At 71.2% G+C, this 25,891-nt stretch carries 22 protein-coding genes and 3 pseudogenes; 10 read left to right on the top strand and 15 right to left on the bottom strand.

What is annotated here, in order from left to right; translation table 11 throughout:
• Positions 1-32 precede the first annotated feature (32 nt).
• The 4 genes from F1D61_RS01540 to F1D61_RS01525 all read left to right on the top strand — a co-directional run bounded on the left by F1D61_RS01540 (position 33) and on the right by F1D61_RS01525 (position 3,925).
• The gene (locus F1D61_RS01540) at positions 33-1,268 is read left to right on the top strand and encodes a URC4/urg3 family protein (RefSeq protein WP_203156217.1); all 1,236 of its coding nucleotides are present in this window, start codon (positions 33-35) and stop codon (positions 1,266-1,268) included.
• 153 nt (positions 1,269-1,421) lie between these two features.
• The gene (gene upp, locus F1D61_RS01535) at positions 1,422-2,084 is read left to right on the top strand and encodes a uracil phosphoribosyltransferase (RefSeq protein WP_203158871.1); all 663 of its coding nucleotides are present in this window, start codon (positions 1,422-1,424) and stop codon (positions 2,082-2,084) included.
• A 391-nt stretch (positions 2,085-2,475) separates the two neighbouring features.
• The gene (locus F1D61_RS01530; protein WP_203156216.1) at positions 2,476-3,483 is read left to right on the top strand and encodes an NAD(P)H-quinone oxidoreductase; all 1,008 of its coding nucleotides are present in this window, start codon (positions 2,476-2,478) and stop codon (positions 3,481-3,483) included.
• 127 nt (positions 3,484-3,610) lie between these two features.
• Positions 3,611-3,925: a hypothetical protein gene (locus tag F1D61_RS01525; RefSeq protein WP_203156215.1), complete on the top strand. Its 315-nt coding sequence runs from the start codon at positions 3,611-3,613 to the stop codon at positions 3,923-3,925.
• A gap of 275 nt (positions 3,926-4,200) precedes the next feature.
• On the opposite strand, the gene F1D61_RS01520 is transcribed toward F1D61_RS01525, so the two are convergent.
• The 7 genes from F1D61_RS01520 to F1D61_RS01490 form a co-directional block, all read right to left on the bottom strand.
• Positions 4,201-5,505, bottom strand: coding sequence for an LLM class flavin-dependent oxidoreductase (locus F1D61_RS01520; RefSeq protein WP_203156214.1), 1,305 nt, complete (start codon positions 5,503-5,505; stop codon positions 4,201-4,203).
• Between the two features lie 19 nt (positions 5,506-5,524).
• Positions 5,525-6,856, bottom strand: a complete 1,332-nt coding sequence (locus F1D61_RS01515) for an MmgE/PrpD family protein (protein ID WP_203156213.1) — start codon at positions 6,854-6,856, stop codon at positions 5,525-5,527.
• A gap of 4 nt (positions 6,857-6,860) precedes the next feature.
• Positions 6,861-7,658 (bottom strand): amino acid ABC transporter ATP-binding protein, encoded by a 798-nt coding sequence (locus F1D61_RS01510; RefSeq protein WP_281437032.1) that lies wholly within the window; start codon positions 7,656-7,658, stop codon positions 6,861-6,863.
• A 10-nt stretch (positions 7,659-7,668) separates the two neighbouring features.
• Complete coding sequence (locus tag F1D61_RS01505) at positions 7,669-8,391, bottom strand: amino acid ABC transporter permease (RefSeq protein ID WP_203158869.1); 723 nt, start codon at positions 8,389-8,391, stop codon at positions 7,669-7,671.
• Positions 8,392-8,435: 44 nt separating this feature from the next.
• Positions 8,436-9,176, bottom strand: coding sequence for an amino acid ABC transporter permease (locus F1D61_RS01500; RefSeq protein ID WP_203156212.1), 741 nt, complete (start codon positions 9,174-9,176; stop codon positions 8,436-8,438).
• A gap of 20 nt (positions 9,177-9,196) precedes the next feature.
• Positions 9,197-10,042: a transporter substrate-binding domain-containing protein gene (locus tag F1D61_RS01495; protein WP_203156211.1), complete on the bottom strand. Its 846-nt coding sequence runs from the start codon at positions 10,040-10,042 to the stop codon at positions 9,197-9,199.
• A 136-nt stretch (positions 10,043-10,178) separates the two neighbouring features.
• Positions 10,179-11,138, bottom strand: coding sequence for a sulfonate ABC transporter substrate-binding protein (locus F1D61_RS01490; RefSeq protein ID WP_203156210.1), 960 nt, complete (start codon positions 11,136-11,138; stop codon positions 10,179-10,181).
• Between the two features lie 654 nt (positions 11,139-11,792).
• Between F1D61_RS01490 and F1D61_RS01485 the strand changes: the two genes are divergently transcribed.
• On the top strand, positions 11,793-11,963 hold the full coding sequence (locus F1D61_RS01485; RefSeq protein WP_203156209.1) for a hypothetical protein: 171 nt from the start codon (positions 11,793-11,795) through the stop codon (positions 11,961-11,963).
• Positions 11,964-11,990: 27 nt separating this feature from the next.
• Here F1D61_RS01485 and F1D61_RS01480 read toward each other — a convergent pair whose 3' ends face one another.
• The 3 genes and pseudogenes from F1D61_RS01480 to F1D61_RS01470 all read right to left on the bottom strand — a co-directional run bounded on the left by F1D61_RS01480 (position 11,991) and on the right by F1D61_RS01470 (position 15,838).
• Positions 11,991-12,497 carry an SgcJ/EcaC family oxidoreductase gene (locus F1D61_RS01480; protein WP_203156208.1) on the bottom strand — a complete coding sequence of 169 codons (507 nt, stop codon included), beginning with the start codon at positions 12,495-12,497 and terminating at the stop codon, positions 11,991-11,993.
• 312 nt (positions 12,498-12,809) lie between these two features.
• Positions 12,810-14,644, bottom strand: a pseudogene (locus tag F1D61_RS01475) (aminopeptidase P family protein).
• A gap of 48 nt (positions 14,645-14,692) precedes the next feature.
• Positions 14,693-15,838 carry a DUF2125 domain-containing protein gene (locus tag F1D61_RS01470; RefSeq protein WP_203156207.1) on the bottom strand — a complete coding sequence of 382 codons (1,146 nt, stop codon included), beginning with the start codon at positions 15,836-15,838 and terminating at the stop codon, positions 14,693-14,695.
• A gap of 125 nt (positions 15,839-15,963) precedes the next feature.
• Here F1D61_RS01470 and F1D61_RS01465 point away from each other — a divergent pair, with 125 nt between their 5' ends.
• From F1D61_RS01465 to F1D61_RS01450, 4 genes and pseudogenes are all read left to right on the top strand, one after another.
• Positions 15,964-16,506: a gamma-glutamylcyclotransferase gene (locus tag F1D61_RS01465; protein WP_203156206.1), complete on the top strand. Its 543-nt coding sequence runs from the start codon at positions 15,964-15,966 to the stop codon at positions 16,504-16,506.
• A 114-nt stretch (positions 16,507-16,620) separates the two neighbouring features.
• A complete protein-coding gene (locus F1D61_RS01460) occupies positions 16,621-17,901 on the top strand; it encodes an MFS transporter (RefSeq protein ID WP_203156205.1) in 1,281 nt (426 codons plus the stop codon).
• A 143-nt stretch (positions 17,902-18,044) separates the two neighbouring features.
• Complete coding sequence (locus F1D61_RS01455) at positions 18,045-18,887, top strand: universal stress protein (protein ID WP_203156204.1); 843 nt, start codon at positions 18,045-18,047, stop codon at positions 18,885-18,887.
• 21 nt (positions 18,888-18,908) lie between these two features.
• Positions 18,909-19,321, top strand: a pseudogene (locus tag F1D61_RS01450) (HIT domain-containing protein).
• Positions 19,322-19,678: 357 nt separating this feature from the next.
• On the opposite strand, the gene F1D61_RS01445 reads toward F1D61_RS01450, so the two are convergent.
• Together F1D61_RS01445 and F1D61_RS01440 are read right to left on the bottom strand one after the other, a co-directional pair.
• On the bottom strand, positions 19,679-20,842 hold the full coding sequence (locus tag F1D61_RS01445; RefSeq protein WP_203153609.1) for an IS4 family transposase: 1,164 nt from the start codon (positions 20,840-20,842) through the stop codon (positions 19,679-19,681).
• Positions 20,843-21,052: 210 nt separating this feature from the next.
• On the bottom strand, positions 21,053-21,841 hold the full coding sequence (locus F1D61_RS01440) for a VOC family protein (RefSeq protein ID WP_203156203.1): 789 nt from the start codon (positions 21,839-21,841) through the stop codon (positions 21,053-21,055).
• Between the two features lie 170 nt (positions 21,842-22,011).
• Between F1D61_RS01440 and F1D61_RS01435 the strand changes: the two genes are divergently transcribed.
• Positions 22,012-22,467: a hypothetical protein gene (locus F1D61_RS01435; RefSeq protein WP_203156202.1), complete on the top strand. Its 456-nt coding sequence runs from the start codon at positions 22,012-22,014 to the stop codon at positions 22,465-22,467.
• A 236-nt stretch (positions 22,468-22,703) separates the two neighbouring features.
• Here F1D61_RS01435 and F1D61_RS01430 read toward each other — a convergent pair.
• From F1D61_RS01430 to F1D61_RS01420, 3 genes and pseudogenes are all read right to left on the bottom strand, one after another.
• Positions 22,704-23,893, bottom strand: a pseudogene (locus F1D61_RS01430) (ABC transporter permease).
• A gap of 28 nt (positions 23,894-23,921) precedes the next feature.
• Positions 23,922-24,461 (bottom strand): DUF4112 domain-containing protein, encoded by a 540-nt coding sequence (locus F1D61_RS01425; protein ID WP_348649414.1) that lies wholly within the window; start codon positions 24,459-24,461, stop codon positions 23,922-23,924.
• A gap of 81 nt (positions 24,462-24,542) precedes the next feature.
• Positions 24,543-25,700 carry an aminotransferase gene (locus F1D61_RS01420; RefSeq protein ID WP_203156201.1) on the bottom strand — a complete coding sequence of 386 codons (1,158 nt, stop codon included), beginning with the start codon at positions 25,698-25,700 and terminating at the stop codon, positions 24,543-24,545.
• Positions 25,701-25,891: the final 191 nt, after the last annotated feature.

The following is a 25,891-nucleotide window of genomic DNA, read 5'->3' as shown; positions in this document are numbered from 1 at the left end:
CTTGGCGCCCGCGCGACATACCCCTGGAGATGATGCCCGTGCCTGAGTTTTCGACCGCCCGCAGCCTGCTCTCGGCCCGGGCGGTGCGCGCCCGCGCCGAGACCCTGCTCAAGGCCGGGCTCGACGGGCGGCTCGACCATTTCGTCGTCGACCTCGACCGTCTCGGCGCATGCGCCGATGCGGTGGTCGAGACCATCCGCGAGGCCTATCCGGACCTCGCCATCCCGTATCACGCCCGCTGGCGCCACTTCTCGGTCGGCGGCTTCGAGCGCTGGGGCTCCCTGGTCCACGCCGCCCCCTTCGACGACCCGGCCGATCAGGCCCGCGCCGCCTTCGACCTCGTGGTGGTGAGCGTGCTGCTCGACGCCGGCGCCGGCCCGACCTGGCGCTACGAGGAGGGCCGCACCGGCGAGACCTATGGCCGCTCCGAGGGGCTGGCGGTGGCGAGCTTCGACATGTTCGTGTCCGGGCTCTTTTCCTCAGCTCCCGAAGATCCGTTCCGGGCCGACGCCCGGGCGCTGGCGACCCTGACCGAGGCGGAGCTCGCCGACGGCTTCCAGGTCTCGCCGACCAATCCGCTCGTCGGCCTGTCCGGCCGCACCGCGCTCCTCAACCGCCTCGGCCAGGTCGCGGCGGCCGATCCGGACGGCTTCGGGCCGGATGCCCGTCCCGGCTACCTGTTCGACCGCATCAAGGCCAAGGCGCAGGACGGCGCGGTTGCCGCCGAGGCGGTGCTGGAGGTGCTGCTGACCCATCTCGGGCCGATCTGGCCCGGCCGCATCGTCCTCGACGGCGTCGATCTCGGCGACACCTGGCGGCATCCGCTCGCCGGCGGCACCGGGACGACGGAAGGGCTGGTGCCGTTCCACAAGCTGTCGCAGTGGCTGGCCTACTCGCTGCTGGAGCCGCTGGAGGAGGCGGGCCTGAGCGTCACCGGCCTCGACGCCCTGACCGGCCTGCCCGAATACCGCAACGGCGGCCTCTTCCTCGATACCGGCGTGCTGGCTCTGCGCCGGCCGGAAGAAGCGAAGATGGCCCACCCGGTCGACTCGCGCCTCGTCGTCGAGTGGCGGGCGCTGACCGTGGCGCTCCTCGACCGGCTGGCGCCCCTGGTGCGCGAGCGGCTCGAGATCGAGGACCCGGCCGACCTGCCGCTTGCCAAGGTGCTGGAGGGCGGCACCTGGGCCACCGGCCGGCGGCTCGCCCGATCCTTGCGGCCGGAAGGTGCGCCGCCGCTGGCGATCGCGAGCGACGGCACCGTATTCTGAATGACCGATATCCCGGCCCCCTCGGACGAATTCGTTCGAGGGGGCCGGGCAAGCCCGAACGGGCGCCGGCGCCGATGCGCCGGACACCCTGCCATCGACGTGTCGATGACACGGCACGATGGTATGAACGTTATCGTGAACGGAGAGACGGCGATGCAGGGTGCGGGTGCGCGCGGGGAGACGGGGGTGGCGCCGGTCACGGTGGTCGACCACCCGCTGGTGCAGCACAAGCTGACCCTGATGCGGGACAAGGCGCGCTCGACCAAGGGCTTCCGCCAGCTCCTGAACGAGATCGGGATGCTGCTGGCCTACGAGGTCACCCGCGACCTGCCGCTGGAGCCGGTCGAGATCGAGACCCCGCTGGTCACGATGCAGGGCGCGCAGATCGCCGGCAAGAAGCTCGTCCTGGCGCCGATCCTGCGCGCCGGCGTCGGCTTCCTCGACGGGATGCTGTCGCTCCTGCCCTCGGCCCGTGTCGCCCATGTCGGCCTCTACCGCGATCCGGATTCGCTGGAGGCGGTGGAATACTACTTCAAGGCCCCGTCCGACCTCGCCGACCGCACCGTGCTGGTCCTCGACCCGATGCTGGCGACGGCGAACTCGGCGGTGGCCGCGGTCGACCGGCTGAAGGAGCGCGGCGCCCGCGACCTGCGCTTCGTCTGCCTGCTCGCCGCGCCCGAGGGGATCGCCAAGTTCCAGGGCTCGCATCCGGACGTGCCGGTCTGGACCGCCTCGATCGACAGCCACCTGAACGAGCACGGCTACATCCTGCCGGGCCTGGGCGATGCCGGCGACCGGATGTATGGGACGCGCTGAGTACCATTCGCCGGAGCGGTCACCGGTTCGGTGATAAACATGATGCAAATCAAGGGACTGGGCAGAGTTGCAGTCGCGGCTTCACAGTGCACGACAGTGGCGTGAAGCCTGCCGATCATGGGGATCTCCCACCCTTCACCTCATCCTGAGGTGTTAGTCCATCACTGATGGACTAACCTCGAAGGAGGGCTCCAGAAGTCTCGGTGCTCTCTGGAGCCCTCCTTCGAGGCTCACTTCGTTCACACCTCAGGATGAGGTCGCGGGTGGGAAGGGGCGGAGCCTCAGGTGAACGGTCCTGTCGTGTATCGTCGGCAGCGTCGCTGAGCCCCTTGCCGGCCGGCGGCCCGCGCGGCAGGTAAGGGCGCACATCCCGTCAATGCGGAGCCGCCCCATGCCGTCGATCCCCACCACCATGCGCCAGGTCCGCTTCAACGGGGCCGGCGGTCCGGAGGTGATCGGGATCGAGACCGTGCCGGTGCCGCGCCCGGGGCCGGGCCAGGTGCTGGTCGAGGTCGTGGCGGCGGGCGTGAACCGGCCCGATTGCCAGCAGCGCGCCGGCAAGTACCCGCCGCCGCCCGGCGCCACCGAGGTGCCGGGGCTGGAGATCGCCGGCCGCGTCGCCGCGCTCGGTGACGGCGTCACCGGTCTCGCCGAGGGCCAGGAGGTCTGCGCGCTGACGATCAGCGGCGGCTATGCCGAATATTGCGTCGCGGAGGCCGCGCTCTGCCTGCCGAGGCCCGGCCCGCTCTCGCTCGTCGAGGCGGCGGGCCTGCCGGAGAACTATTGGACGGTCTGGACGAACGTGTTCGAGCGCGGGCGCCTGCAACCGGGCGAGCGCTTCCTGGTCCATGGCGGCTCGAGCGGCATCGGCTCGACGGCGATCCAGCTCGCGAAAAAGTTCGGCGCCACGGTCTACGCCACCGCCGGCTCGGCCGAAAAGTGCGCCTTCTGCGAGTCGCTCGGGGCCGACCACGCGATCAACTATCGCGAGGCGGATTTCGCCGCCGAGGTGAAAAGCCTGACCGACGGCAAGGGGGTCGACGTGATCCTCGACATGGTCGGCGCCGCCTATCTGGAGCGCAACGTGAAGTCGCTGGCGCTGGAGGGCCGGCTCGTCATCATCGCCTTCCTGCAGGGGTTCCAGGCCGAGAACCTCAACCTGACGCCGATCATGATCCGGCGCCTGACCGTCACCGGCTCGACCCTGCGCCCGCGCACCGTGGCACAGAAGGCCGCCATCGCCGAGGGCCTGCGCAAGGAGGTCTGGCCGCTGCTCGAATCCGGCACCGTCAAGCCGGTCATCCACGCCACCTTCCCGCTCGACGAGGCGCGGGCGGCGCACGAGCTGATGGAATCGAGCGCCCATCTCGGCAAGATCATGCTGCTGACCGGCAAGTAGAGCGACGGGCCGAACGCCCGCGGCATCCGGGCCATGCGAGGAACCTCGGCCGATCGGTGACGTTGCCCGGACACACCGATCACCGCTCGGCGCCTCGCCCGCCGAGCCTCGAGCCCGAGGTTCCATCATGGACAACAACCGCACCGTCGAGACCCCGACCGCGGCCCGCCAGGGCGCGAAGGGCCGCCCCGTCCTCTACGTGCTGCTCGGCAGCCTCGCCCTCCTGGCGGTCGCCATGGTGGCCCTGCTCGGCTGGAACGGCGCCAACGCCCCGAAGGACTACGCCAGCCAGAGCCAGGACGCCTCGCGCCAGCAGATCACCGGCTCGCCGAACGGCAGCGGCGGCGTCTCGTCGTCGAACAGCGCCGGCGTCCCGGCCGGCAACCCGGCCTATCCGGTGCCGGCCGAGCCGAAGTCGACGGGCTCGACCACCACCAAGTAAGCAGGACCTGCGAAGCCGGTCGCGGTGCGATCGGTCTTCGATGCTGTAAAACACACTGCCCGGCGAAGCGGCCGCTTCGCCGGGCAGTGCTGTTTGAACGTACAGGCAGGCTCACATCAGAGCTGTTTCGAGCGAGATCGCCGGCCGACTCGTTCCGGGGCCTGTTCGACGTTCTCGATAATTTTGACACCCTCTTCGTCATTCCGGGCTCCGCTTTCGCGGCCCCGGACTGACGCGGTGAGTTCGAGTTCTGTCGAGACCAATCGGCAAAGCCGTCACGCCCCCGGCCAGGCCGGCCGCGCGATCCCGAGATGATCGCGCAGGGTGGTGCCCTCGTACTCGGTGCGGAACAGGCCGCGCTCCTGCAGGATCGGCACGACCTGGGTCACGAAGTCGTCGAGGCCGGCCGGGAAGTAGGGGGGCATCACGTTGAAGCCGTCGGCCGCCCCGCTCGCGAACCACTCCTGCATCCGGTCGGCGACGTCGCTGGCGGTGCCGAGCACGATGTGGTGGCCGCGGCCGGCCGCGACGCGCAGGGCGAGCTGGCGGATCGTCAGGCCCTCGCGGCGGGCGAGCTCCGTCAGCAATTCGGCGCGGCTGCGCAGCTGGTCGGAGATCGGCAGGTCGGGCAGCGGTCCGTCGAGGTCGTAAGCGGAGAGGGAATGGCCGATGCGCTCCTCGAGCAGCGGCATCGCGCTGGCGATCGGGGTCCAGCGGTCGAGCTCGCTCAGCTTCTCGCTCGCCTCCTTGAGGCTGCGCCCGACCACCGGCAGGAAGCCCGGCATTACCGCGACCGAGGCGGGATCGCGGCCGAACCCGGCGACCCGGGCCTTCAGGCTGCGGTAGAAGGCCTGCGCCTCGGGCAGGCTCGCCTGGGCGGTGAACACGATGTCGGCCGCCCGCGCCGCGAGATCCTGACCGGGCCCCGAGGAGCCGGCCTGGATCAGCACCGGGTGGCCCTGCGGCGAGCGCGGGATGTTGAGCGGGCCCTTCACCGAATAGTATTTTCCGGCGTGGTCGAGCACCCGCACCTTGGCCGGATCGGCATAGACGCCGCGGTCCTTGTCCTTCGGGAAGGCGTCGTCGGCCCAGCTGTCCCACAGGCCGCGCACCACCTCGACGAACTCTTCCGCGATGGCGTAGCGGGCGTCGTGCTCGGGATGGCTCTTGGAAAAGTTGTTGGCCGAGCGGGCGTAGGAGGTGGTCACGATGTTCCAGGCCGCGCGGCCGTGGCTCAGGTGATCGATCGACGCGAAGGCGCGGGCGAGGTGGTAGGGCTCGCCGTAGGTGGTGGAGGCGGTGGCCGCGAGGCCGATCCGCTCGGTCACCATGGCGAGGGCGCCGAGCAGGGTCAGCGGCTCGAACCGGGCGATCATCGAGGGGTGGGCGTCGACGCCGCTGGTCAGGCCGTCGGCGAGGAACACCATGTCGAACTTCGCGGCCTCGGCCGCCTTCACCACCCGGAGCAGCAGGTCGAGATTCTCGCTGCCCGATTCGGCGTCGGCGTGACGCCAGCCGGAGACGTGGTGGCCGGCGCCCTGGAGGAAGAGACCGAGATGCATGCGGCGGGGAGCGGTCATGGCGGCGACTTTCAGGTGATCAGGAACGGCTCTGGCCGAGCAAGGTGAGGAGGCGGGCGAGGTCGGCTTCGTCGTGCATCCGGGCGACGAGGTCCGGGATCCCGGCGTAAGCTTCGGCGCCCCCGGTCGCGTCGCGGAATTTTCCCCGGGCATCGGTCAGGCCCGGCAGGCCCTCGATCCGCCGGCTCATCCGCCCGCCATCCCTGAGGGTGACGTCGAGGACCACGAACCGCGTCGCCGGGTCGGCCGAGAGGCGCGGCGCCGTCTCGTCGTGGCGGCGCGAGACGCGGGCGGCGAGCGCCGCGAGGTCCGGCCGCACCGGCCGCTCGTCGAAGTGAGCGATGCCGAGCGCGCCGTCGGTGAGCGCGGCGGCGAAGATGTATTCCGGGCTGAACCGGGCCTCGATCCCGGTGGTGGGGCGCGACACGACGAGGGCCGCATCGCCGCCGGGCGGGAAGGTGAGACCGACGGACTCGACCGCCTCCGCCCGCAAGGCATCGGCCTCGCGAAGCGCCAGCGCCCCGACCGCCACCGGGTGGGCCGCCGTGCAGCACGGGAATGCCTTGAGGGTGAGACCGGGCTTCAGGATCTGCCACGGCGCGCCCCAGCCGGCGAGCAGGCGCTCGGGTGCCGTCGCGCCGAAGCCGAAGGCATCGAGGAAGCCGATCGGGCCGTCGAGGAAGTCCGGCGCGCCGGAGAGGCCGCCTTGCGCGAGGCGCGCCGCCGTCAGGCCCGCGCGGGCGGCGAGGCCCGCATGGAGCGGCTTGGCGTCATAGCCGAATTGCAGCCGCAGGCCCGCTGATTGCGTCGCGGCAAGGCCGAGCGCCACCGCGATCGTCTCCGGCTGAAATCGCAGCAGATGCGCCACCGCCGCCGCGGCGCCGACGGGCCCGAGGGTCGCGGTGGCATGAAAGCCGGTCTCGTAGTGGCGCGCGCCGAGCGCCAGTCCGAGCCGCGCCATCGCCTCCAGGCCGACGATATAGGCGGCGATCAGGTCCCGGGCGGCGACCGGGCGCGTGCCGGCGATGGCGAGCAGGGCCGGCAGGATCACCACCGTCGGATGGCCGCGCACGCTGGCATGGACGTCGTCGTAATCGAGGACGTGGCCGGCATGGCCGTTGACCAGGGCGGCGGTGAAGGGATCGGCGCGCCCGGACCGGCCGATCAGCACCGACGGGCCGGGGCCGGTCCCCAGGGTCTCGACCAGGATCCCGGTCGAGCGGTCGTCGGCGCCGCCGAGCGCGCAGGCGAGGAGATCGAGGATCGCGAGCCGCCCTGCCGCGATGGCCTCCTCCGAGGGTGTCGAGCCGGCGATGGCGGCGGCGAGACCGTGGGTGAGCGCGGTTTTCATCGGGTCAGATCCCTTCGCCGGGCTGCACCGCCTCGCGGTCGCCGAGCCCGCGCACGAATTGCCGGATGCGCGGGTTCTGCGAGCGGTGAAAAATCTGCTCGGGCGGGCCGTCCTCGACGATGCGGCCGTTCTCGGTGAACACGATCCGGTCGCTGATCTCCTCGGCGAAGCGCATCTCGTGGGTGACGAGGAGGCTGGTCATGCCCTCGCGCACGAGGCCGCGGATCACCGCCAGCACCTCGCCGACCGTCTCGGGGTCGAGGGCCGAGGTCACCTCGTCGAACAGCACCAGGTCCGGCCGCATGGCGAGCGCGCGGGCGATCGCGACGCGCTGCTGCTGCCCGCCGGAGAGCTGGCCCGGATAGGCTGCGACCTTGTCGGCGAGGCGCACCCGCTCCAGCAATTCGCGGGCATGTCGCTCGGCCGCCGCCCGCTTCTCCTTGAGGATGCGGACCGGCGCGATGGTGATGTTGTCGAGCACCGTGAGATGCGGGAACAGGTTGTATTGCTGGAACACGATGCCGATGCGCTTGCGCAGGCCGATGCGCTCGGCTTCGGTCCGCAGCGTATCGACCCGCACGCCGTTGACGGTGATCCGGCCCGAGCTCGGCGCGAGCAGGGCGTTGATGCAGCGCAGGATCGTCGACTTGCCGGAGCCCGACGGGCCGATGATCGACACCGCCTCGCCGCGGGCGACAGTCAGGTCGATGCCCTTCAGCACCTCGTTGTCCCCGAAGCTCAGATGCACGTCCTCGAGGGCGACGAGGGGAGCGGGCGACGCGGTCATGATGTCGGGACTCATCGGGCAAATCTTAGCGAGCAAGCCGCCGCTCGAGCCGCTGCGTGAGGCGCGAGACCGGGTAGCAGAACAGGAAGAAGGCGAAGAGCACCGTCACGTAGGTGAGCACCGTGAAGTCGGTGCGGCTCACCGCCGTGCTGGCATCGGTCGCGGCATGCAGCAGCTCGTGGACGCCGACGAGCGAGGCCAGCGCCGTGCCCATGCAGATCGAGGCATAGAGGTTCATCCACGGCGGCAGGGCGCGACGCAGGCACTGGGGCAGGATGATGAAGCGCAGGGCCTCGATCCGCGAGAAGCCGAGGCCCCTGGCGGCGTCCCATTGCGGCGTCGGGATCGATTGCAGGGCGCCGCGGGTGATCTCGGCGGTGTGCGCGCTCGCCGGGATCGCGAGGCCGATCACCGCCTTCACCCAGTCGGGGAACGGGATGTAATGGCCGAACGCCACGATCTCGAACGGGAAGATGTAGGTGGTGGCAAAGATCAGCACGAGGTGCGGGGCGTTGCGGAAGACCTGCACGTAGGCGACGGCCGGGGCCCGCACGAGCCGCATCCGGCTGAGTTCCATCGCCCCGAGCGCCACGCCGGCGAGCGTGCCGCCCGCCATAGCGAGGACGCTGATCAGGATGTTCATCGCGAAGCCGCGGGCGAGGTAGGGCAACCACTCGACCAGAAGCCGGGCCAGCGACGGATCGAGGACGAGCCAGAGCGCGACCGCGGCGCAGAACCCGGCGACCATGACGAGCGGCGCAGCGGATGGCCGCGCGGACGAGGAGGTGGCCGTCACTGTCCGTATCCCGGCACCGCCAGCCGCCGCTCGACCGCGGACCCGATCCGCGCCACCGCGAGGTTGATGGCGCTGAAGAACAGGAGCAGCACGATCATCAGTTCGACGACGTTGTCGCGCTGGGTCCAGATCATCAGCGAGGCGTAGGTGATCTCGTTGACGGCGACGGCGTAGCCGATGGTCGTCAGCTTCACGAGGTTGACGAGGTTGTTGACGATCGCCGGCAAGGCCGTGCGGAGCGCCAGCGGCAGCTCGACCACCCGCAGCACCTCCAGCCGCGAGAAGCCGAGGCCCCTGGCCGCCTCGACGGTGGCCGCCGGCACCGCCTCGATTCCGCCGCGCAGGGCCTCGGCGTGGAGGGCCGCGACGTGCAGGCTCACCACCGCGACGAGCCAGAAATAGGCGCCGAGCGGGTTGTTCTGCGCCCCGCCGACCGCCTGCGAGATCAGCATGTTGACCACGAGCACCGTGAACATCAGCTGGACCAGCGTCGGGGTGTTGCGGGTGAGTTCCACGTAGGCCCGGGCCGGCCCGGCGAGCCAGAGCCGGTCCGAGGTCAGCGCCGCCGCCAGCACGACGCCGCCCGCGAGGCTGAGCGGGATGGTCAGCGCGACGAGGACGAGCGTCGTCGTCATCCCGTCGAGCCACATCCGCAGCTCGAACGGGCTCGCCAGGAAGTCGAAATTGAGCCCGACCTGGGAAGCCAGGGCGATGAAGCCCCGGACCGCGTCCTGCATCCTGGTATCGCCTTGACCGTTCAGCGCGCCGCCGAGAGCGCCTTCTGCTGCTCTTCGATGAAGGCCGTGTTGAGGAGCCGGTTGGCCTTGGCGATCTCCAGGAGCTTGCCGGAGGCGATCAGCTCGCGCAGGGCCTTGTCGAGGGCGGCCGCCGTGTCCTTCTCGCCCTTGCGGATCCACACCACCGAATCGGCCGGCACGATCTCGGTCGGGATCAGGATGCCGTAATCCCTCCACTCGTCGGCGCGGTCCTCGAGCATCAGGCCCAGAGTGGCGCCGGTATGGATCGCGACCACGCAGGTGCCGCCCTTCAGCGCCAGCAGCGATTCCGGCTGGCTCGGCAGGCCCTTCACCACCGCGCCGTATTGCTCGATCAGGGGCTGGGTGAAGTTCGAGCCCTGCGAGACGCAGACCGGCTTGCCCTTCAGGTCGGCCCAGTCCTTGATCCCGCTATCCTTGCGGCCGATCGCGGCGCCGCCGGCGCGGTCGAACACCGTGGGCGGGAAGTCCATGATCTTCGCCCGGTCCTCGGTGACCTGCATGTTGGCGAGCAGCGCATCGACCTTGCCCTGCTGCAGGAACTGCACCCGGTTCGGCGGCGTCACCGTGACGGTCTCGAGCGCGACGCCGAGCTTGTCCGCCAGCGCCCGGGCGAGGTCGATGTTGAAGCCCTTCTGCTCCTGGGTCTTCGGATCGATGAAGCCGAACGGCGCCCCCGACAGGATGACCCCGACGGTGAACTTGCCCTTGGCCTTGATGCGGTCGAGCGTGGCATCGGCGCTTGCCCCCGAGAGGCCGGCGAGCAGGGCCGCGAGGAATGCGGCGGCGCGCAACGGGGTCTTCCTGCCGGTCGTCTTGCGGATCATGGACGGGTCTCGCGGTGTCTCGGCGTCGGGCGCCACCCTGGCGGGTGGGGGCGCCCGGGCTCGGTCTCCCGCGCGGCATACCCGAATGCCGTTAGAGTTTGTAGGGTCCAGCCTGTGATTCCCCCGCGCGGGCGCCTCAGGCCGGCGGCGCCGTCCACACCGCGTCGCGCACGGTGATCGCCCGCGGGATCAGGCCGAGGCGGTGGAAGCGGTCGGCGGTGGCCTGCTGGCCGGCGAGGATCTGGTCGCTCAGCGGGCGCACGGCGAACTGCGTGCGGTCGGCCGCCGCCTTCTGGATCGGGAAGGGGATGCCGGTGACCTCGGCGAGCGCCTGCGCCACCCGATCGCGGTGCGCCTCCGCCCAGGCTGCGCCCTGTTCCAGCGCCCGCAGGGCCGCGCGCACCACCGCCGGATGGGCCTGCGCGAAGGTCTTGTTCGCCAGGAAGTAGCCGGACACGTCGAGGGTCTGGCCGGAGGTGGTGAGCACCCGGGTGGCGTCGCGAGCCTGGGCGATGGCGAAGTACGGATCCCAGATCGCCCAGGCGTCGACGCTGCCGCCGGTGAAGGCCGATCCGGCATCGGCCGGGGAGAGGTAGACCGGCGTGATGTCGGTGAAGCGCAGGCCGGCCTTCTCCAGGGCCGCGACGAGCAGGTTGTGCGAGGAGGTGCCGCGGGCCACCGCCACCTTGCGGCCCTTGAGGTCGGCGACCGTGCGGATCGGCGACGCCGCCTTGACGAGGATCGCCTCGCCCTCGCCGGAGGGGGCGGCGGCGGCCGTATAGACGAGGTTGCCGCCCGCGGCCTGGGAGAAGATCGGCGGGGCGTCGCCGGTATAGCCGAAATCGATGCTGCCGGCGTTCAGCGCTTCGAGGAGCGGCGGGCCGGCCTGGAACTCGAACCAGCGTACCTTGACGCCGCGATCGGCGAGCTGCGTCTCGATCAGCTGCTGCTGGCGGGTGACGACGATCAGGCCGATCTTCTGGTAGCCGATGCGAAACTCGCTCGGAGCGGCCTCGCCGGCGGCCCGGGCCCGACCCGCCGCGAGGGCGCCGGCCGTCATCAGCCCCGTGAGAACGGAACGGCGTGTCGGAAGCATTGTCGTCGACTCCAGCAGAAGTGGTCCGCCGCCGCGGCGATCGTCGCGGCCATCCGGCGGCCATGGGAAGTTCTCATTCCTCCTTGCCGTGGTCAACGAAGTAAGAAACCAAATTAGCCTGCGGCAATGGGCGTGATTTCTACGAGAATAGGCCGTGGAAGAATTTCATTCCAGGCGGCCCTGGGGCTGTTCGGGACAAGGAAAAGGCGCGGACTCCCTCCTCTCCCCGCGGGCGGAGGTGAAGCCGGAGCGAGGATGAGGGGGGCCGGAGGAGCCTCACGCGTCGACCCCCCCACCCCCGCCCTTCGGGCTCGCCGTGCCCCCTGAACGGCGGCACGGCCCTCTCCCCGCCCGCGGGGAGAGGGGAGAACCCGCGCCTCACCTTGCGCCGGACGTCCCAGCCGAAAAGGGGAGGGGACCGCACGCGATGACAGCGAAATGCCTTCGGTACGCCAAGTCGCGAAGCGTCATCCGAATGACGGATGACGGCAAGACAAATCGTCTTTACGCCGAGCAGGAATAAAGAAGCGGGATCGTTCGTAGTTTGCCGAGCCGTTGCTTGGGCAGATCCCTGGCCGCGCGCGACCGGCCGGCAGCCAGGTCTGATGCGAACGCCGACAGACCCATCCGGCCCGCGGGCCGCAGGAGGCCGACATGCGTGTTCTGACCGCTCTCAGCGCCCTCGCCCTCGCCACCGGGCTGTTCTGGGCCACGATGCTGACCCGCCCGCCGACCAGCGAAGCCGGGCCGGGAATCGGCATCGACACGCGCGCGCTCACCTTGCGCGCGCATCTCCGGGATGCCGACCCTTGCGACGCCTCTTGAGCGGAGATACCCGAGGGATGTCGGCGCTCAATGATCCTTGGCGGCGGCGGTGACGGCGACGACCGGCTCCGGCATCGCCGAGGAATGGTGATGCGCGATCAGCCACTCGCCGTCCTTCAGCACGTAGACGAAGCTGTAGCGCGCCGGCACCACCACGTGCTCGCCTGGATTCTTGCCGTCGATCAGGAAGGTGTAGGTGCCGACATCGGTCGCCAGGTTGCAGCCGATCCTGATCGTGTGGGTGTTGACGACGCCCTGCGGGTGCTTCTCCAGGAAGTGGACGAAGTAGTCCTGGATCATCGCCCGGTCGGTGCGCGGGGTATTGGACACCGTCGGCAGCAGCACGGCGTCGGGCGCGTAGTTCGCCGTGACCTTCGCCGGGTCGAGCGTCGCCAGCGATGTGTTCCAGCGGTCGAACAGGCCCTCGATCTGGCGCTCGGTCACCGCGGCGCACTCCATCGCCTCGGCCCGCCCCGGTGCGGCGGCGAGTAGCATCGTCCCGGCGGCCAGGGCCGCCAGCATCGTCGTCTTCATGATTCGGTTGTCCCCGTGCCGTGATCGGCCGCGGGACAATAGTACGGCGATGCGAAGTATTCGACGAGAATGCGCCCGGTTCCAGCCATTCGGACAATTCTTGCGATCTATATCGAAATATATAGAACTAACAAGTTTTTACTTTGCGTCTCACCGATCAGTCGATTCGTCTCACGCGGAACCACGCACGCTCCGGCATACGAAGATCGTATCGACACGTTCGATACCCACCTCGTCATTCCGTGCTCCGCTTTTGCGGCCCCGGAATGACGCAGCGGGTTCGATATCGGTAGCGGCCAGTCGAGCAGGCCCTCAAACGAAGGCGGCGAGCGGCCGCGTCGCCGCGACCAGCCAGTCGCGGGTCTCCGGATCGACCAGATCGGCGAGCGTCTCGCGCACCCGGGCATGGTAGGCGTCGAGCCAGGCGGTCTCGTCCGGGGTGAGCAGGTCCGGCATCACGAGCGCGAGGTCGAAGGGCGCGAGCGTCAGGGTCTCGAAGCCGAGCATCGGGCGCTCGGCGCCCGCCAGCGCCCGCTCCTCGACCAGGACCAGGTTCTCGATCCGGATGCCGAAGGCGCGGGTCTTGTAGTAGCCCGGCTCGTTCGAGACGATCATCCCGGGCTGGAGCGCCGCCGTGCCGGTCTTGGCGATGCGCTGCGGCCCCTCGTGCACCGACAGGAAGGCGCCGACGCCGTGGCCGGTGCCGTGATCGAAATCGAGGCCCGCCTCCCAGAGCGGGCGGCGGGCGAAGGCGTCGATCTGCGCGCCCGTGGTGCCGCGGGGAAACACCGCGGTCGCGATGGCGATGTGGCCCTTGAGCACCCGGGTGAAGCGGTCGCGCATCTCCTCGCTCGGGGGGCCGACCGCCACCGTGCGGGTGATGTCGGTGGTGCCGTCGCCGTATTGCGCGCCGGAATCGATCAGGAACAGCTCGCCGGGCTGCACCCGCCGGTCGGTGCCGCGGGTGACGCGGTAATGTACGATGGCGCCGTTCGGCCCCGACCCGGAGATGGTCGGGAAGGAGATTTCCCGCAAGGAATTGGTCTCGGCCCGGAAGGCTTCGAGCCGGATTGCCGCGTCGATCTCCGACACCGCGCCGCCGGGGCCTCGCGGGCGAGCCAGGCGAGGAAGCGGGTCACCGCGGCGCCGTCGCGGCGATGGGCGGCGCGGGAGCCGTCGATCTCGGCGGCGTTCTTCACCGCCTTCATGGCGGTGATCGGGTCGGGCCCGACATCGAGGCTGCCGCCCGCCGCGGTGATCCGCCGGCCGAGCGCCACGGCGCCGGTGGCGGCATCGACCCGCACCCGGGCCTTGGCGGCGCCGAGGGCGTCGAGGGCCGCCGGCAGCGCGCCGGGCTCGTCGCGCTCGGCGAGGCCGTCGAGGGCCCGGGCCGCTTCGTCCGTGATCTTCTCGGGGTCGAGGAAGAGCCGCGCCGCGCCGTCCCGCGGGATCACCGCGTAGCCCAGCGCGATCGGGGTATGCGCCACGTCGCCACCGCGCAGGTTGAAGGCCCAGGCGAGGTTGTGCGGATCGGAGACGACGAGGGCGTCGAGCCGCGCCCTGGCCAGGGCCTCGCGGACGCGCCCGAGCTTCGCGGAGGCCGCCTCGCCGGCCAGGGTCTCGGGATGCGGCACCACCGGCGCCCGGGGCGCGGCCGGCCGGTCGATCCACACGAGGTCGACGAGGTTGAGCGGCGTGGCCTCGACCCGGCCGCCCGCGGCCGTGGCGGCGCGCTCCAGCCGGGACAGGCCGTCCGGCGTATGCAGCCAGGGATCGTAGGCCAGCACCCCGCCCGCCGGCAGGTTCGCCTCGATCCAGGCATCCACGCTGGTCTCGGCGAGCGGCACCGGGGTGACGACGCCCGTGTCGACCTGCTCCTCGGCCTGGAGGGTGTAGCGCCCGTCCACCACCAGGGCGGCCTTGTCGGCCAGCACGACCGCCGTCCCGGCCGAGCCGGTGAAGCCGGTGAGCCAGGCCAGCCGCTCGGCGTTGGGCGGCACGTATTCCGACTGGTGCTCGTCGGCCCGCGGCACGACGAATCCGGAAAGACCCCGTTGCGCCATCGCGGCCCGGAGCGCGGCGATCCGCGCCGCGCCCTCCCGGTGGCTGGGATCCTCGAAGCTCTGGAAGCGGGCGGTCTGGCTCATGCCCCAGGCGTACGATGCCGGGGGCAGGGCGGCAACCGCCTCGCCCCTTCAATACAGCGGTTGCAGCCGCACGTTCGGCACCGCGAAGGGGCCGACGATCACCCGCCCGCCGGTGAGGCGCACGGTCGGCAGCACCTTGAGCGGCGGCTCGCCGGGGCGATCCTGGCCATCCTGTCCTTGGACTTGCGCCGGCTCCTTGCGGCGCCCGCCGAGGAACTGGCCGACGATGTTGCCGATCAGCGCCGCGCCGTCGCCGCCGAGCCGCGCGCCGATCTGCTCGCTGATCAGCGGGGCGATCACCTGCTCCAGGCCGGCGGTGCGGACGTCGAACTGGCCGGTCGGGCGGTGCTGGTCGTCGAGGGAGAGCACCCCTTGCGCCCGCAGGCGCCGGCTGCCCTTCTCGGCGGCGAGGCTGGCGATCTCCACCGTGCCGCCGGCCTCGCGCCAGCGCTCGAGCTCCTGCGCGATCGGCCGGGTGCGGAAGCCCGCGGCCCGGGTCACGGTGGCGTCGAGCGCGATGTCGGCCGGCTCGGGTCCGCCGAGCACCGGATCGAGGAGCGGCAACCCGGCCCGCTGCACCCGGGCGCTGAGGTCGACGGCGCCGTCGGCGGCAAAGCGCCCCGGGGTCGGCCGGGCATGCAGCTCGAGATGCCCGACGGTGAAGTCGATCGGCGAGGGATCGGCGCCGGTGACGGCGCCCTTCAGCCCGTCCGCCACCACGGAGGCGCGCTGGAAGCCGTCGCTCGTGGCGTGCAGGCTGGCGTCCAGCCGGGTCCAGGCCACGTCGGCATCGAGCCCGCCCTGCTGCACCCGGAACGGCCCGGTCGCCTCCAGGATCACGTGGCGCGGCTGGTAGACCTGCGCCACCGCCACCAGCGGGCCGGTGGTGAAGCGCACGTCGGAGCGGGCAAAGCCGAGCGAGGCGCAACGCAGCTCGAACCGGAACGGGAAGCCGGTCAGCGAGCGGTCCTGGCAGGTCCATTGCCGTCCGGCCTGCGCCTCGCGGGCGAACCACCCGTCGATCTCGCCCTCGGCCTTGCCCCGCAGCCAGAACCAGCCCGCGCTCCAGGCCAGGGCCAGGAGGACGAGCAGCGCGAACGGCGCGAACAGGCCGAGGCGCAGGCCCGGCCCGCGGCCCGGATTCCGGCTCGGCGGCGTCGCGTCGGTCGGCCCAAGAGTGGTCGGCCTGTTCATCGGCATGATCCCGGCTCTGCGGCGGCCCGGCACGGGCCGCCCGGATTGAACCGCGTCCCCGTAGCTGCTACCGGCCGCGCCCGGCAAGTCGGTCGAATAAGCCGGGCGATGCGGGGAGCGAGGCGATGGAGGCGGGCGAGCCGTCGGATCTCTGGGTGTTCGGCTACGGCTCGCTGATGTGGCGGCCGGGCTTTTCCTTCGTGGAGAGCCTGCCCGGACGCCTGCGCGGCTATCACCGCTCGCTCTGTGTGCTGTCGCACGTCCATCGCGGCACGCCGGAGCGGCCGGGCCTGGTGCTCGGGCTCGATCGCGGCGGCTCCTGCCGCGGCATGGCCTTCCGGGTCGCGGGCCCGGAGGCCGCGGCGACGCTGGCCTACCTGCGCGAGCGCGAGCAGGTGACGGCGGTCTATGTCGAGCGCGTGCTCGGCGTCACCCTCGACGACGGGCGCCGGATCGAGGCGGTGACCTACCTCGTCGACCGCCGCCACCCGCAATATGCCGGCCGCCTGCCCGAGGCCGAGCTGGTGCGGCTGGTGCGCCAGGGCCTCGGCCGCTCGGGCGCCAACCCGGATTACGTCCGCCACACCCACGACCAGCTCGTCGCCATGGGGATCCCCGACCCGATGCTCGCCCGCCTCGCGGCGGCCTGCGCGGTGCCGAGCCCGTGACGGGGCGCCCGGCCGTCCGCGCGATCATGTCCGGTTCAGGCGCGTTGGGTCGTTAGGGCCAGTCACAGACCTGAACGACGGCCCGAACGGGCGAGCCGGAGCGCCTCCGCCTTGATGAACCCTACCTCCCACCTCGCCCTGATCAACCTGTTCGTCGGCGACATCCAGGGCGGGCTCGGGCCCTTCCTCGGCACCTGGCTGGCTCAGGCGGCGCAATGGGGGCCGAGCGAGGTCGGCCTCGTCACCACCATCGTGGGCTTCGCCACCCTGGGGTTGAGCGGCCCGCTCGGCGCCCTCGTCGACCGGCTCGGCCGGCCCCGGATGCTGATCGCGGCGGCCTGCGCGGCGATCCTCGTCGGCACCCTGCTGCTGCTGCCCGCCCGCTCGTTCATGACCGTGCTCGCCGCCCAGTTCATCGCGGCGGCCGGCGGCACCCTGGTGGTGCCGGCGGTGACGGCGCTGACGCTCGGCATGGTCGGCAAGCAGGCCTTCCCCAAGCAGCAGGGCCGCAACCAGGCCTGGAACCACGTCGGCATCCTGGGGGCGGCGCTGGCGATCAGCTTCGGCACGCCGCTCATGGGGCCGAGCATCGCCTTCTGGGTGCTCGGCGGCCTCTCGGCCTGCGCCATCGCCGCCGCGCTGACGACGCCGAAGAAAGCTTATAATGGCCGCCGTGCCGTCGGCTGGAAGGAGGACGACCCGGACGACACGCCCGAGCGCTCCGGCATCCTCAAGGTCCTGTCCGACCGGCGCCTGCTGATCCTCTCGGCGGCGCTCGCCCTGTTCAACCTCGCCAACGGCTCGATGCTGAGCCTGCTCGGCCAGAAGCTGGTCGCCGCGGGCCAGGACGGTACCGGCTGGACCGCCCGCTACGTCATCGTCGCGCAAGCCGTGATGATCCCGGTGGCGCTGTTTGCCGGCTCGCTCGCCGACCGGCGCGGCCGGCGCCAGCTCCTCCTCGTCGCCTGCGCGGTGCTGCCGGTCCGCGCGCTCCTCTCCGCCTTCCTGTCCGATCCCTACTGGCTGATCCTGGCGGAGGTGCTCGACGGCGTCGCCTCCGGGGTGATCGGCGTCGCGGTGCCGGTGGTGGTGGCCGACCTGACCTGGGGCTCGGGCCGCACCCAGACGGCGCTCGGCACCGTCGCGGCGGTGCAGGGCGTGGGCGGGGCGCTCTCGGGCTGGGTCGGAGGACTGCTCGCGCTCCATCTCGGCTGGACCTGGGCCTTCCTGGCGCTGGTCGCGCCCGCCGGCCTCGCCCTGGTCCTGGCGCTCTGGCTCGAGGAGACCTGCGCCCCCGGCGGCCAGGACGGCGCCGGTGCCGCCTGCAGCCAGTCGAAGCCGCCCGAAGATGCCGAGCCGCGCCGCGGGACGGCGGAGGCCTCGGCCGGGCCGTGATCCCCGTTCCGGCGGGGCGGACGCGGCTCGGCCGGCTGAGGAACGCGCCGGGGATTGCCCCGGGGGCCCACTGGACAGGCCGGAGGCCGCCGTGATGCTATCGCGGGATCGATCCCCGAGGCTCCTGCGGTGAGTGCGCCATCATGAAGACGCTTCTCGTTCCGGTCGCCCGCCATACCCTGCTCGATTCGGTGCTCGACACCGCGATCCTCACCGCCCGCCGCTTCGAGGCCGGCATCGAGGGGTTCGGCCTGCGCCCGGCGCTGGCCGAATACGTCCCCGTCGACATGGTCGGGGGCATGACATGGGTGCGCGACGAGGAGACCGACCTCGTCGAGGCCCGCGATTGCGGCGCCCTGTTCACCGCCGCGATGGAGCGGGCGGGCCTTGCCCGCGACAGCGCCGACACGAACCGCAACGGCCCGCGCTGGCGCTGGCGGCCCGATGCGCCTCCCGGCGACGGCTTCCTGGCCCAGCATGCGCGGCTGTTCTGCGCCACCGTGGTCGGCCGGCCCGGCAGCGGGGAGGGGGCGCCGCGCATGACCACCCTGGAGGCGGTCCTGTTCGAGAGCGGCCGCCCCCTCGTCATCGCGCCGCCGACCTCGCCCGCCAGCATCGGCGAGACCGTGGTGATCGCCTGGAACGGCTCGACCGAGACCGCCCGCGCGGTCGCCTTCGCGGCGCCGTTCCTGCGCGCCGCGTCCCGGATCGAGGTCCTGGGGGTCGATGCCGGCATGGTGCCGGGCCCGAGCGCCGAGGAGATGGCCGCCGCCCTCAACCGCGAGGGTCTGTCGGCGCAGGGCCGCACGATCGCCGCCGGCCGCCGCACCGTCGGCGAGATCTTTCTGACCGAGGCCGAGGCGATCGGCTGCGATCTCCTGATCAAGGGCGCCTACACCCAGAGCCGCCTGCGCCAGATGATCTTCGGCGGCGCCACCAGCCACATCCTCGCCCACGCCGCCATGCCGGTGCTGATGGCGCATTGACGGAACCAGCGACGGACCTCGATGAGCGACTTCACCCTCGACCCGCGGCTTTCCGCCGACACCGTCCTGCTCGGCGACCTCGCCCTGTCGCGCGTACTGCTCCTGAACGACAAGCGCTTCCCGTGGTTCGTCCTGGTGCCGCGGCTCCCCGACGTGTCGGAACTCACCGACCTCTCGCCGGAGGACGCCGCCCGGCTGATGGAGGAGACCCGTCTGGCGGTGGGGGTGATGCAGGCGCTCGCCAAGCCGGACAAGGTCAATGTCGGCGCGCTCGGCAACGTGGTGGCGCAGCTCCACGTCCACGTGGTCGGGCGCTTCCTGTCGGATCCGGCCTGGCCGGGACCGGTCTGGGGCACGGCACGCGGGAGCCCTACCCGGCGCATGCGGCGGCGCAGCTGGTGGAGCGGGCGCAGGGGTTGTTCGCGGCGGCGTGAGACGGGCTCAATATTCTCCTCGTTCCTCCGCGGGCCAGGTGAAAATCTCCCGCACTCAAAAATTCGACTGTCAAAGCGGTAATGACAGCCGCGCCTGAACCCTCCCCCCTCCGCGCAGGGCTGTCCGGGGAAAGATTGAGGCGCGAGTTTTCCCCTCTCCCCGCGGGCGGGGAGAGGCCTTCACCCCCCTCGTCGGGGGTGAAGGGAGCCCGCAGGGCGAGGGTGAGGGGGTGTCTCAGGATGAGGCTCTTCCGGAACCTCCCCCTTACCCTCGCTCCGGCTGCGCCTTCGCTCACTTCATCGACGACAAGGTCGATGAAGTCCTCTCCCCGCGGGCGGCAGGGCTGTCCGGGGAAGTTAGGAGGCATGGGCCGTCCTCCTTCTGCGCCTGGTTGCGGTCGGTCTTGGCGATAGCAGGGCCCGGACCTCGGCCCAGGTCTGCGGCTCGAACAAGCCCTGTCGCAGCAGGTCGACGAAGCGCAGGATCGGCACGCGCGGGCAGTGGCGGCGCAGCGCCAGGCGCAGCAGCGCGAAGGTGATCATCGCCGCCACCAACTGCAGGCGCACGGCTTCCTCGCTGTGGCCCAGGAAGCGGCGGATCGCCAGGTGCTGCTTGAGCCAGCGGAACAACAGCTCGATCTGCCAGCGCGTCTTGTAGAGGGCGGCGATCTGGGTGGCGGGACGGGTCAGGTCGTTGGTCACCAGCGTCAGGCGTGCTCCGCCCTCGTGGCGGCGCAACTGGATCCGGCGCAGGCCCATGCCCAGGCGCGAGTCGCCCTTGCTGGCCAGGGCGACCTCGTGATCGGCCAGCAGCGTGAAGCCGTCGCCCTCCCGCTCGGGCTCGGGCGGCAGGGGACGGCCGGTGCGCACGCGCAGGCGCATGTTGGTCTTGGGTCGGGTGACGAACGTCGCCTGGGCCTCGGCGATGGCGCTCCACCAGCCGTAGTGGCAATAGCCCTTGTCGAAGACGTATGTGGCGCCGCGCTCCAGCGGGATCCGGCGGCCGATCTCGGCATCGTTGCGGGTGGCGGGGGTGAGGTCGAGCAGGCGGGGCTGGTGGGTTTCGGGTGTGTAGGCCAGGTGCAGCTTCATCCCGCGGATGCGGCCGTTCGAGCGGGCCCAGCCGTGCAGGGCGCCGAGCGGGATCGGGGTGGCATCGATCAGGCGCAGCAAGGTGCGTCCGTCGCGGCGCAGGCGACGGTCGAGTTGGCCGACCAGGCGGGCGAAGGTCTCGGTGAACACCGCCAGGGGGCGGCGCTGGTTGGCATCCGAGAGGGTCGAGCGATGCAGCCGCCCGGTGCCGAGCTGGGGATGGGCCGCGGCGTGAGCGTTCCAGGCGACCTCCAGGGCGCGCAAGCTGGCGGCGGGGCTGAGCTGGGCGAAGATCAGGGCCAGCAGGTGATCCCAGGAGGAGAAGCACTTGTCGTAGGCGTCGGCGCCGTGGCGCGCGACGCTTTGGGCGATCTGCTGGCGATCGAGGCCTTCCAGCAGCTGGGCGAAGCGGGTATCGCTGGGGTGCATGTCCTGCCCGGATGTTCGTGTCTCGACAACCGGACAACTCCCGGATCACCTCCGGCGTGGCAGGGCATGCACCCAGACCCAAATTTTCCCCGGACAGCCCTGCCCACAAGGGGGAGGGGAAAGCGCCCACTCTTACAATGGGTTAGACTTCGTCGCCGTTATCTGAACCCGATAGACCGGACGGGAGAGGGGAGGCGCGCGTGATCCGGATCACCCAGCCGCGATCGCGAGCCGCGCTCCATGGGTCAGCCGCGGGTCGAGGTCGCCCGCGTCCCGGCCGGCCCGGAACACCGCCGCCACCGGGCCTTCGCCCCGCGCCGCCAGGGCTTCGGATAACGGTCCGCCATCTCCCGCTGGGCTCGCCAGGGTGACGGTCGTGGCGGGGCCGAGCGGCAGGGTGACGGCGCGGGCCGGTTCGCCCAGGATCTCGGCCTCGACCACCGGCGCGTCGGCCCCGGTGCCGAGGAGGGCGCCGTAGCGGGCGCGGGTGGCCGCGACGTCGCGGACCGCCACCGTGAGCGACCGGATCCCGGTGACGCCGTTGGCGTGACGGCGCACGTCGCCCTCCTGCACGCGCAAGCCCCTGGGCGTGACGTCGCCGCACAGGAACGGCACGTCCGAGCCCGGCGCCCGGGCGGTCTTCCAGTCGAGGCGGGCGCCGTCCGGGCGGAAACGGCCGCCGGGCACCGGATCGGCGATGTCGAGCCCGCGCCGTTGCGCCGCCGCCACGTCGGCGTCGATGTCGCCGGGCAGGAGCGCGTGGTCGAGGAACCCCTCGCCGGCCCGGTGATAGACCTCGGACCAGCGGTTGCCGGGCGCCGGCCTGCGGAAGGCGATCAACTCGAGATAGGCGCCGTCCTCCAGCACCACCAGCACGTTGTGGGTGATGCCGTCCTGGTGCTCGCCGCCGCGGATCACCGTGAAGCCGAGGCTCGCGTAATCCGCGAAGGCCGCGTCGAGATCGGCGACGGCGATGACGAGATGGTCGAGGGTGAGCATGGGCGATCCTCTTCGGGCAGGTCCCGTTCCGGGTCGAGCCCAGCTATAGGCGCCCCGCGGGCCGGGGGCGACCTCGGGCATCGGGTCGCGGTGGGGCGGAGGAGGAAACATCGGGCGCAACCTGGCGTTCTGGCCTCGACCTCGCTGCACCCTCACGAGAGGAACCTCCGATGCCGATTCCCGCCCGCATTGCTGCGGCCGCCGCCTTCCTCGCCGTCGCCCTGTCGGGCGGGGCCCGCGCCGCCAACGACCTGCCGCCGCCCAAGACCGACGCGATGCCGCCGGTCGAGGTGACGATCACCGCCGAGAACGGCGTGCCCAAATGCGCCCCGGCCGAGCTGCGCCTGCCGGCCCAGACCAACGTCGACCTGCAGGTGACCAACCAGTCGAACCTGCAGGTCTCGCTGACGGCGCCGCAGATCTTCCAGAACAAGAACGTGCTCCACCACGACGGCGACGTGGTCCACGTGGCGAGCAACGACGCCTACCTGGTCAAGGCCAACGGCAAGGGCGCGATCCGCCTGCGCACCATCGCGCCGGGCGAGTACACCTATGGCTGCACCGCGACGTCGAAGCAGGACCAGCCGTTCACCGGCAAGCTGACGCTGATCGATCCGGCGAAGTAGGGGATTTCGGGGGAGACGATGGTCTCCCCCGGTTCTGCGATCCTCCGCGTCATCCCGGGGCCGTGCAGCGGCACCCGGGATCCGGAATCGCTGACGGTTCGGAGGATGGCGGGCAGAGTTCCGCGCTCTCCGTCCTCAACGGACGATCTGGATTCCGGGCTCCGCTTTCGCGGCCCCGGACTGACGCGGTGGGTGTCGGTTTCCCCCGCGGACGGACTCCCTCCGTCAACCAACCTTCACCGGAACGTCTTCCTCGGATCGAACGCATCCCGCACCGCTTCACCGGCAAAGATCAGCAGGCTCAGCGTGACGGCGATCACCGCGAAGCCCGTCAGCCCGAGCCACGGCGCCTGCAGGTTGGTCTTTCCCTGCGCCAGCATCTCGCCGAGCGACGGCGAACCGGGGGGAGGCCGAAGCCGAGGAAGTCGAGAGAGGTGAGGGTGGTGATCGAGCCGTTCAGCACGAAGGGCAGGAAGGTCAGCGTCGCCACCATGGCGTTGGGCAGGAGGTGGCGGAACATGATGCGGGCGTTGGAGAGCCCGAGCGCCCGCGCGGCCCGCACGTATTCGAAGTTGCGCGCCCGCAGGAATTCCGCCCGGACCACCCCGACCAGCGAGACCCAGGAGAACAGCAGGAGGATCCCGAGGAGGACGAAGAAGCTCGGCGTGATGATCGACGAGATGATGATGAGCAGGTAGAGCGACGGGATCGCCGTCCAGATCTCGATGACGCGCTGGAACACGAGGTCGACCCAGCCGCCGAAATAGCCCTGCACCGCGCCGGCGAGCACCCCGATCACCGAGGAGACCAGCGCCAGGGTGAGGCCGAACAGCACCGAGAGGCGGAAGCCGTAGATCAGCCGGGCGACCACGTCGCGACCCTGGTCGTCGGTGCCGAGCCAGTTCCACTCGATGTCGCGGCAGGTCGCGCCGCCGGACTTCTCGGCCACCGCCTTGCACTGGGCGTCGGTGAGCATCCAGGTCGGCGGGGCAGGCGCCGGCACCGGAAGGTCGAGGTTGTGGGTGTCGTAGGAGAAGCGGATCGGCGGCCAGATCGCCCAGCCGTTCGCGGCGATCTCCTTGCCGATCACCGGGTCGCGATAATCGGTGCGGGCGAGGAAGCCGCCGAACTTCTCCTCCGGATAATCGACCACGATGGGGAACAGGATCTCGCCCTTGTAAGAGGCGACGATCGGCCGGTCGTTGGCGATGAACTCGGCGCACAGGCTCGTCACGAACATCAGGCAGAACAGCAGGAACGACCAGTAGCCGCGCCGGTTGGCCTTGAAGTTCGCGAGCCGCCGCCGGTTGAGCGGCGACAGGCGTCCGGTGCCGGCGGACCCCGGGAGCGGCAGGCTCACCGGGCCCGTTGCCGGGGAGGTCACGGGGATCGCGTCGAGTTCCGGGGCAGGGGGGCGCTGGTTCATGCGGCGTCCCCCGGCCGGGTGGTCACAATCAGTCGAGGCGCGTGGCGGTGACGTCGATCACGCTGGGCTTCAGCGCGCCGCTGCGCTCCAGGTGCCGGCGCAGCAACTGGACGTTGCGGCGATTGGCCTTGAAGGCGGCGTCGAACAGGTCGCCCACCAGCGGCACCGCACCTACCAAGCCGTCGATCGCCACGTTCGCCGCCATGCGGGCGATGAGCCAGCGCGGCGCGCCGAGGCGACGCGCCTCCCAGACGATGTAGGAGGAGATCGCCGTGGTGACCACGTCGCCGATCACCGGGATCAGGCCGACGATCGCGTCGAGGCCGATGCGCCGGTTGCCCGGCAGCAGGATCGCCGTGTCGAGGACATGCGCCAGCAGGTCCAGCCGCGCCATGACCTGCTCGGGCGTCGAGCCCTCGAGCGCCTTGCCGGCCTTGGCCCGCAGGCCGAACGGGTCGTCCTGCGGGGAAGGGCCGTTCGTGGGGCCGCCCGACTGGAACTCGGCTCCGGCGCCGAAGGACCCCGCCCCGAAGGGCGGAACGCGGCCGGCCGTCTGCGAAGAGGTCATCCCGGGGCTCCGGAGCGGGTGCGTGGTGCTCATGAGCCGGGATGTGGCCCCGGCGCCCCGGCTCGACAAGGAGGGCCCGCATCAGGCCGCGCGTCCCGGTGCGAGCCCGCGCAGCCGCTCCAAGGCACGGTCGAGGGTGTCGTCGCGCTTGGCGAAGCAGAACCGCACGATGGTGCGTACCGGGCGGTGAGCGTAGAAGGCGCTGACGGGGATGGCCGCGACGCCGTGTCGCCGCACCAGCCGCTCGCAGAAGGCGACGTCGTCGCTCTCGCCCAGGGGCGCGATGTCGAGGTTGAGGAAGTAGGTGCCGGCCGACGGTAGCACGCTGAATCCGAGATCCGTCAGGCCGCTCGCAAAGCGGTCCCGGGCCCGGGCGAAGTCGGCGCGCATGCCCTCGAAATAGGCGTCGTCCTTGGCGAGCCCGTAGGCCACCGCCGCCTGGAGGTTCGGCGGCGTGGTGAAGGTGAGGAACTGGTGCGCCTTGGCGAGCCCCCGCATCAGAGAAGGGGCCGCCATCACGAAGCCGACCTTCCAACCGGTGAGCGAGAAGATCTTGCCGGCCGAGCCGATCTTCACCGTGCGCTCGCGCATGCCCGGAAACGCCATCAGCGGCCGATGGCGCCGCCCGTCGAACACGACGTGCTCCCAGACCTCGTCGCAGAGCGCGATGGCATCGTATCTCCGGCAGAAGCCGGCGAGCCGTTCCAGGTCCTCGTCCGGGAAGACCGTGGCGGCGGGATTGAGCGGATTGTTGAGGAGCACGACCTTCGTGCGCGGCGAGAAGGCGGCGGAGAGCGCCTCCTCGGTCAGCCGGAAATGCGGCGGCGTCAGGGTGACGAAGCGCGGCACGCCGCCGGCCCGGCGCACCAGCGGCAGGTAGGCGTCGTACATCGGCTCGAACAGCACGACCTCGTCGCCGGGCTCGATCAACGCCATGAGCGCCCCGGCCAGGGCCTCGGTGGCACCCGAGGTCACCATCACCTCGGTGTCGGGATCGAGGTCGAGCCCCTGCCAGCGGGCGTAGTGATGGGCGATCCCCCGGCGCAGCTCCGGCAGCCCCATCATCGGCGGGTACTGGTTCCAGCCCTCGACCACCGCCTCGGCGGCCTTGGCGCGCACATCCGCCGGGCCCGGATCGTCCGGAAACCCCTGGCCGAGATTGACGGCGCCGGTCTCGCGGGCGAGCGCCGACATCACCTCGAACACGGTGGTCGGCAGGTCGGCGAAGATGGGATTCATGCGGGGAACGGGCTTGCGTGCGAGAATGGACGCGGCCTCGCTACCATGCCGGGGGGCAGGACGGAACCGAGGCGGCGGAACCGAGGCGGCCGCGCGGCTGCGCCGGCGGGCATGGACGCCGCCCCCGCCGCGCCGTACTCCCGTGCGGCAGGCCGCTCCGAAGGCCTTGCGACCGCCAGGACGGTGCGTGA

It is taken from the genome of Methylobacterium aquaticum (assembly GCF_016804325.1).
GTDB lineage: Bacteria > Pseudomonadota > Alphaproteobacteria > Rhizobiales > Beijerinckiaceae > Methylobacterium > Methylobacterium aquaticum_C.
The sequence above is the reverse complement of the archived record's forward strand: the minus strand, read 5'-3'. Positions and strand labels throughout refer to the sequence as shown.

Coding starts and splice junctions, on each gene's coding strand:
- F1D61_RS01540 (WP_203156217.1), top strand. CDS start 33: ATGCCCGTGCCTGAGTTTTCGACCGCCCGCAGCCTGCTCTCGGCCCGG.
- upp (WP_203158871.1), top strand. CDS start 1,422: ATGCAGGGTGCGGGTGCGCGCGGGGAGACGGGGGTGGCGCCGGTCACG.
- F1D61_RS01530 (WP_203156216.1), top strand. CDS start 2,476: ATGCCGTCGATCCCCACCACCATGCGCCAGGTCCGCTTCAACGGGGCC.
- F1D61_RS01525 (WP_203156215.1), top strand. CDS start 3,611: ATGGACAACAACCGCACCGTCGAGACCCCGACCGCGGCCCGCCAGGGC.
- F1D61_RS01520 (WP_203156214.1), bottom strand. CDS start 5,505: ATGACCGCTCCCCGCCGCATGCATCTCGGTCTCTTCCTCCAGGGCGCC.
- F1D61_RS01515 (WP_203156213.1), bottom strand. CDS start 6,856: ATGAAAACCGCGCTCACCCACGGTCTCGCCGCCGCCATCGCCGGCTCG.
- F1D61_RS01510 (WP_281437032.1), bottom strand. CDS start 7,658: ATGAGTCCCGACATCATGACCGCGTCGCCCGCTCCCCTCGTCGCCCTC.
- F1D61_RS01505 (WP_203158869.1), bottom strand. CDS start 8,391: ATGGTCGCCGGGTTCTGCGCCGCGGTCGCGCTCTGGCTCGTCCTCGAT.
- F1D61_RS01500 (WP_203156212.1), bottom strand. CDS start 9,176: ATGCAGGACGCGGTCCGGGGCTTCATCGCCCTGGCTTCCCAGGTCGGG.
- F1D61_RS01495 (WP_203156211.1), bottom strand. CDS start 10,042: ATGATCCGCAAGACGACCGGCAGGAAGACCCCGTTGCGCGCCGCCGCA.
- F1D61_RS01490 (WP_203156210.1), bottom strand. CDS start 11,138: ATGCTTCCGACACGCCGTTCCGTTCTCACGGGGCTGATGACGGCCGGC.
- F1D61_RS01485 (WP_203156209.1), top strand. CDS start 11,793: ATGCGTGTTCTGACCGCTCTCAGCGCCCTCGCCCTCGCCACCGGGCTG.
- F1D61_RS01480 (WP_203156208.1), bottom strand. CDS start 12,497: ATGAAGACGACGATGCTGGCGGCCCTGGCCGCCGGGACGATGCTACTC.
- F1D61_RS01470 (WP_203156207.1), bottom strand. CDS start 15,838: ATGAACAGGCCGACCACTCTTGGGCCGACCGACGCGACGCCGCCGAGC.
- F1D61_RS01465 (WP_203156206.1), top strand. CDS start 15,964: ATGGAGGCGGGCGAGCCGTCGGATCTCTGGGTGTTCGGCTACGGCTCG.
- F1D61_RS01460 (WP_203156205.1), top strand. CDS start 16,621: ATGAACCCTACCTCCCACCTCGCCCTGATCAACCTGTTCGTCGGCGAC.
- F1D61_RS01455 (WP_203156204.1), top strand. CDS start 18,045: ATGAAGACGCTTCTCGTTCCGGTCGCCCGCCATACCCTGCTCGATTCG.
- F1D61_RS01445 (WP_203153609.1), bottom strand. CDS start 20,842: ATGCACCCCAGCGATACCCGCTTCGCCCAGCTGCTGGAAGGCCTCGAT.
- F1D61_RS01440 (WP_203156203.1), bottom strand. CDS start 21,841: ATGCTCACCCTCGACCATCTCGTCATCGCCGTCGCCGATCTCGACGCG.
- F1D61_RS01435 (WP_203156202.1), top strand. CDS start 22,012: ATGCCGATTCCCGCCCGCATTGCTGCGGCCGCCGCCTTCCTCGCCGTC.
- F1D61_RS01425 (WP_348649414.1), bottom strand. CDS start 24,461: ATGACCTCTTCGCAGACGGCCGGCCGCGTTCCGCCCTTCGGGGCGGGG.
- F1D61_RS01420 (WP_203156201.1), bottom strand. CDS start 25,700: ATGAATCCCATCTTCGCCGACCTGCCGACCACCGTGTTCGAGGTGATG.